This is a genomic window from Streptomyces sp. (genome assembly GCF_036524955.1).
Classification (GTDB): domain Bacteria; phylum Actinomycetota; class Actinomycetes; order Streptomycetales; family Streptomycetaceae; genus Actinacidiphila.
In genome coordinates this window covers 1-5,523 of the sequence record NZ_DATDBG010000258.1, presented here as the reverse complement: position 1 = coordinate 5,523, position 5,523 = coordinate 1, and the positions used below count along the sequence as shown (strand labels likewise).

Below are 5,523 nucleotides of genomic sequence, written 5' to 3'. Positions count from 1 at the left end.
GGGAGCGCTGACCGCCACCGCGGCCCTCGCGCCGCCCGGGAGCCGGTGGGTGGTACCGGCCGCGGTCGTATACGCCGCGACCTCCGCGCTCGCCGTCGCCCGGCCGCTGAAAGGGAGCCTGGACTGGCTCGTCCCACCGCTGTTCAGGGCGGGCGAGTACGGAACCGTACTCGCCCTCGCAGGCGTCTCCCAGGTGAACGGAGCGTTGCCCGCCGCTTTCGGTCTGGTGGCCGCTGTCGCCTACCATCACTACGACACGGTGTACCGCATCCGCGGCGGCACCGGGGCGCCACCGCGGGCCCTGGTGCGGGCGGCCGGCGGGCACGAGGGCCGGGCGCTGCTGGTGGCCGTCCTCGCGACCGCTCTCGCGCACCACACGGGATTCACGGTCGCGCTGACGGTGCTCGCCGCCGTACTCGCGCTGCTGGTCCTCACCGAGAGCATCCGCTTCTGGGTGTCCTCCGGGGCTCCCGCCGTACACGACGAAACAGGAGAACCCGCATGATCGGCCTCGTGCTGGCGGCCGGCGCCGGACGGCGTCTGCGTCCCTACACCGACACCCTGCCCAAGGCGCTGGTGCCGGTCGGTCCCGCGGGAGCCGAGGACAGCCTCACGGTGCTCGACCTGACCCTGCGGAACTTCGCCGAGGTCGGGCTCACCGAGGTCGCGGTCGTCGTCGGGTACCGCAAGGAGGCGGTGTACGCGCGCAAGGCGGCGCTGGAGGCGAAGTACGGCCTCACCCTCACCCTGATCGACAACGACAGGGCCGAGGAGTGGAACAACGCCTACTCCCTGTGGTGCGCCCGGGACGTCATAGAACACGGTGTGATTCTGGCCAACGGCGACACCGTGCACCCGGTCTCGGTGGAGCGGACGCTGCTCGCCGCCCGCGGCGACGGCCGGAAGATCATCCTCGCCCTGGACACCGCCAAGAAGCTGGCCGACGAGGAGATGAAGGTCGTCGCGGAACCGGGCAAGGGCGTGCGCCGGATCACCAAGCTGATGGATCCGGCCGAGGCCACCGGCGAGTACATCGGCGTCACCCTCATCGAGAGCGGGGCCGCCGCCGAACTCGCCGACGCGCTCCGGACCACCTTCGAACGCGACCCCGACCTGTACTACGAGGACGGCTACCAGGAACTGGTCGACCGCGGCTTCACCATCGACGTGGCCCCGATCGGCGAGGTCGCCTGGGTCGAGATCGACAACCACGACGATCTCGCCAAGGGAAAGGAGATCGCATGCCAGTACTGACCCGGCTGATCCCTTCCCCGGTCGTCGTCGACATCAACGCCGGGGCGCTCGCCGACCTCTCCAAGGTCCTCGCCGACCAGCGGATCTCCACCTCGGGGAAGCTCGCCGTCGCGGTCAGTGACGGCTCCGGTGCCAGGCTGCGCGAACGGCTGGCCCCCGAACTCCCCGGCGCGGAGTGGTATCCGGTCGACGGCGGCACCATCGACGCGGCCGTCACCCTCGCGGACGCCATGCGCGGCAAGCGGTACGACGCGGTCGTGGGCCTGGGCGGCGGCAAGATCATCGACGTGACCAAGTACGCCGCCGCCCGCGTCGGACTGCCCATGGTCGCGGTCGCCACCAACCTCTCGCACGACGGCATCTGCTCGCCGGTCTCCACCCTGGACAACGACAACGGCCGCGGATCGTACGGCGTCCCCACCCCGATCGCGCTCGTCATCGACCTCGACGTGATCCGCGACGCCCCGGCGCGCTACGTCCGGGCCGGCATCGGCGACGCGGTCTCCAACATCTCCGCCATCGCCGACTGGGAGCTGTCCCACCGCGAGACCGGCGAGCCGATCGACGGCCTGGCCGCCGCGATGGCCCGCAGCGCCGGTGAGGCGGTGCTGCGGCACCCCGGCGGCATCGGCGACGACGCGTTCCTCACCACTCTGTCCGAGGGCCTGGTGCTCTCCGGTATCGCCATGTCGATCAGCGGCGACACCCGCCCGTCATCCGGCGCCTGCCACGAGATCAGCCACGCCTTCGACCTGCTCTACCCGCAGCGCGCCGCCGCCCACGGTGAGCAGGTCGGCCTCGGCGCCGCGTTCGCGATGCACCTGCGCGGGGCGTACGAGGACGCCGGCGTGATCGCCGAGGCGCTGCGCCACCACGGACTGCCCGTACTACCCGGGGAGATCGGTTTCACGGAACCGGAGTTCGTCGAGGCGGTGCGGTACGCGCCGCAGACCCGGCCCGGGCGTTACACGATCCTGGAACACCTGGACCTCTCCGCCACCGAGATCAGGGACGCATACGCCGACTATGCCAAAACCATCAGTAGCTGAACTGCGCCCGGTCGTCCACCCCGGCGGGATCAAGGACCGGAAGAACGGCGAGCACTGGGCCGGGCGCCTGTACATGCGGGAGATCTCGCTGCGCTGCACGCGGCTGCTGACCGACTCCCCGCTCAGCCCCAACCAGTACACGTATCTGATGATCGTCGCGGGGGTGGCGGCCGGCGCCGCCCTGCTCGTCCCCGGGCTGGCCGGCGGCATCCTCGGGGCGCTGCTGATCCAGCTCTACCTGCTGCTGGACTGCGTGGACGGCGAGCTGGCCCGCTGGCGGCAGCAGACCTCCACGGTGGGCGTCTACCTCGACCGGGTCGGGCACTACCTGTCGGAGGCGGCGCTGCTGGTGGGTTTCGGCCTCCGGGCCGCCGATCTGTTCCATCGGGACGGTACGGCCACCCAGTGGCAGTGGGCGTTCCTGGGCACTCTCGCCGCGCTCGGCGCGATCCTGATCAAGGCCGAGACCGACCTGGTCGACGTGGCCAGGACCCGCCGGGGCCTGCCCGCGGCGGCGGAGTCCTCGAACGTGCCGCGCTCGTCCGGGATGGCGCTGGCCCGCCGGTTCGCGTCCGCGCTGAAGTTCCACCGGCTGGTCGGCGGCGTCGAGGCGTCACTGCTGATGCTGGCCGCGGCGGTCGCCGACTTCCTCCACGGCGACCTGCTGTTCACCCGGATCGCGGTCGTGGTGCTCGCCGCCGTCGCCGTCCTCCAGACGCTGCTCCACCTGGTCAGCATCCTCGCGTCGAGCAGGCTGGCATGAGGAGGCGGTCGGCCGGCACGAGGACGCCGTTGAAGGTCGGCGCGGTGGTCATCACCCTGGGCAACCGCCCCTCGGAGCTGCAGGACCTGCTGGACTCGGTCGCCAAGCAGCACGGTCCGGCGATCGAGGTGGCCGTGGTCGGCAACGGTTCACCGCTGCCGCCGCTGGCGGACGGGCTGCGCACCGCCGAGCTGCCGGAGAACCTGGGCATCCCCGGCGGTCGCAACGTCGGCGTCGAACTGTTCGGGCCCGGCGGCAGCGACGTCGACGTGGTGATGTTCCTCGACGACGACGGGGTGCTGCCCTGCCAGGACACCGGTGAACTGGTCAGGGAGGCGTTCGAGGCCGATCCGCGGCTCGGCGTGATCAGCTTCCGGATCGCCGACCCGGACACCGGCGTCACCCAGCGCCGCCACGTACCCCGGCTGCGTGCCTCCGACCCGCTGCGCAGCTCCCGGGTGACCACCTTCCTCGGCGGGGCCTGCGCCATCCGCACCCGGGTCTTCCAGCAGGTGGGCCCGCTGCCCGCCGAGTTCTTCTACGCCCATGAGGAGACGGATCTGGCCTGGCGAGCTCTTGACGCGGGCTGGAAGATCGACTACCGCTCCGATCTTCTCCTGCACCACCCGGCCACCTCGCCCTCCCGGCACGCGGTCTACCACCGGATGGTGGCCCGTAACCGGGTGTGGCTGGCCCGCCGCAATCTGCCCTGGCCACTGGTCCCGGCCTATGTCGCCGTGTGGTTCGGGATCACCGTGGCCCGCCGGCCGTCCCGGGGGGCGCTGCGGGCCTGGCTCGGCGGTTTCCGCGAGGGCTGGGTGACACCGTGCGGCGAGCGGCGGCCGATGCGGTGGCGGACGGTGTGGCGGTTGACCCGGCTGGGCCGACCCCCGATCATCTGACAAGCTCGGACCTGAGAGCATCAGGCGCAGCTCGGGAATCCCCCTGCCCCGGCGCGCACCTTGAGGACGAAAGTGTCAACAGTGAGCGAGACAACGCACGATGGTGCGGTCGCCGTCGGTCCCCCACCGGCACCCCCGGCCGATGACGGCCTGAGCCCCGCCCAGCTTGCCGCCAAGTACGGTCTCTCCGTCAGCGGCGCCCGCCCCGGCCTGGTGGAATACACCCGGCAACTGTGGGGCCGCCGGCATTTCATCAACGAGTTCGCCAAGGCGCGCACCCAGGCCCAGTACACCCAGGCCCGCCTCGGCCAGCTCTGGCAGGTCATGACGCCGCTGCTGAACGCGGCCGTCTACTACCTGATCTTCGGCCTGCTCATCGGTACCAGCAAGGGCATCGACAACTTCGTGGCCTTCCTGGTCACCGGCATCTTCATCTTCACCTTCACGCAGTCCTCGGTACTCAGCGGCGTGCGTGCGGTGGCCGGCAACCTCGGTCTGATCCGGGCGCTGCACTTCCCGCGCGCCTCGATGCCGATCGCCTTCACGCTGATGCAGCTCCAGCAGTTGCTGATGTCGATGATCGTGCTCGTCGCCATCGTCCTGATGACCGGCGAGGTGCCCGGCCCCTCCTGGCTGCTGGCCGTCCCGGCGCTGCTCACCCAGTGGGTGTTCAACACCGGCCTGGCCCTGGCCGTGGCGCGGCTCGGCAGCAAGATGACCGACCTGGCGCAGCTGATGCCGTTCATCCTGCGCACCTGGATGTACACCTCCGGCGTCATGTACAGCATCGACCAGCTCACCGACACCGCTCCGCACTACGTGCGCGTCCTGCTCGACCTCAATCCCGCGGCGGTCTACATCGACCTGATGCGGTTCGCGCTGATCGACAGCGTCACCTCCTCGCAGCTGCCGCCGCACGTGTGGGCGATAGCGGTGGGCTGGGCGCTGCTGGCAGGCATCGGTGGCTACGTGTACTTCTGGAAGGCGGAGGAACTCTATGGCCGTGGCTGAGCAGCAGCAGACCGCCGTCAGGCCCCCCGCGGCGACCGCGGCCCGCGTCCCCACCGTCGTCGTGGACGACGTGCACATCGTCTACACGGTGCACGGCGCCGGCACCGGCCGGGGCACCGCGACCGCCGCGCTGTCCCGGCTGCTGATGCGCAAGGGCTCGCCGAACGTCCGCCGGGTGCACGCGGTCAAGGGCGTCACCTTCACCGCGTACCGCGGCGAGGCGATCGGCATCATCGGCTCCAACGGCTCGGGCAAGTCCACGATCCTGCGGGCCGTCGCCGGTCTCCTCCCCCCGGAGCGCGGCAGGATCTACACCGACGGCCAGCCCTCGCTGCTGGGCGTCAACGCGGCGCTGATGAACGATCTGACCGGTGAGCGCAACGTGATCCTCGGCGGTCTGGCGATGGGCATGTCGCAGGAGGAGGTCCGCGAGCGGTACCAGGGCATCGTGGACTTCTCCGGGATCAACGAGAAGGGCGACTTCATCTCGTTGCCGATGCGTACGTACTCCTCCGGTATGGCCGCCCGGCTGCGCTTCTCGATC

7 protein-coding genes are annotated in these 5,523 nt (G+C 70.7%); all 7 read left to right on the top strand.

What is annotated here, in order from left to right:
* Positions 1-505, top strand: a 505-nt coding sequence (locus tag VIW71_RS20390; RefSeq protein WP_331623850.1) for a DUF5941 domain-containing protein, incomplete at its 5' end; no start/stop codon positions are given.
* A complete protein-coding gene (locus VIW71_RS20385) occupies positions 502-1,254 on the top strand; it encodes a phosphocholine cytidylyltransferase family protein (RefSeq protein WP_331623849.1) in 753 nt (250 codons plus the stop codon). The genes VIW71_RS20390 and VIW71_RS20385, both read left to right, overlap by 4 nt.
* Positions 1,242-2,303, top strand: a complete 1,062-nt coding sequence (locus VIW71_RS20380; RefSeq protein ID WP_331623848.1) for an iron-containing alcohol dehydrogenase family protein — start codon at positions 1,242-1,244, stop codon at positions 2,301-2,303. The genes VIW71_RS20385 and VIW71_RS20380 overlap by 13 nt, the downstream gene beginning before the upstream one ends.
* Positions 2,281-3,066 (top strand): CDP-alcohol phosphatidyltransferase family protein, encoded by a 786-nt coding sequence (locus tag VIW71_RS20375; RefSeq protein WP_331623847.1) that lies wholly within the window; start codon positions 2,281-2,283, stop codon positions 3,064-3,066. Before VIW71_RS20380 ends, VIW71_RS20375 begins: the two co-directional genes overlap by 23 nt.
* Positions 3,067-3,095: 29 nt before the next feature.
* The gene (locus tag VIW71_RS20370; RefSeq protein ID WP_331623851.1) at positions 3,096-3,968 is read left to right on the top strand and encodes a glycosyltransferase family 2 protein; all 873 of its coding nucleotides are present in this window, start codon (positions 3,096-3,098) and stop codon (positions 3,966-3,968) included.
* An 81-nt stretch (positions 3,969-4,049) separates the two neighbouring features.
* Positions 4,050-4,979, top strand: coding sequence for an ABC transporter permease (locus VIW71_RS20365; protein ID WP_331623845.1), 930 nt, complete (start codon positions 4,050-4,052; stop codon positions 4,977-4,979).
* On the top strand, positions 4,966-5,523 hold a 558-nt coding region (locus VIW71_RS20360; RefSeq protein WP_331623844.1), incomplete at its 3' end, for an ABC transporter ATP-binding protein. The genes VIW71_RS20365 and VIW71_RS20360, both read left to right, overlap by 14 nt.

Excerpts from the sequence above, each read along its gene's own strand:
- VIW71_RS20385 (WP_331623849.1), top strand. The coding sequence starts at position 502 with ATGATCGGCCTCGTGCTGGCGGCCGGCGCCGGACGGCGTCTGCGTCCC.
- VIW71_RS20380 (WP_331623848.1), top strand. The coding sequence starts at position 1,242 with ATGCCAGTACTGACCCGGCTGATCCCTTCCCCGGTCGTCGTCGACATC.
- VIW71_RS20375 (WP_331623847.1), top strand. The coding sequence starts at position 2,281 with ATGCCAAAACCATCAGTAGCTGAACTGCGCCCGGTCGTCCACCCCGGC.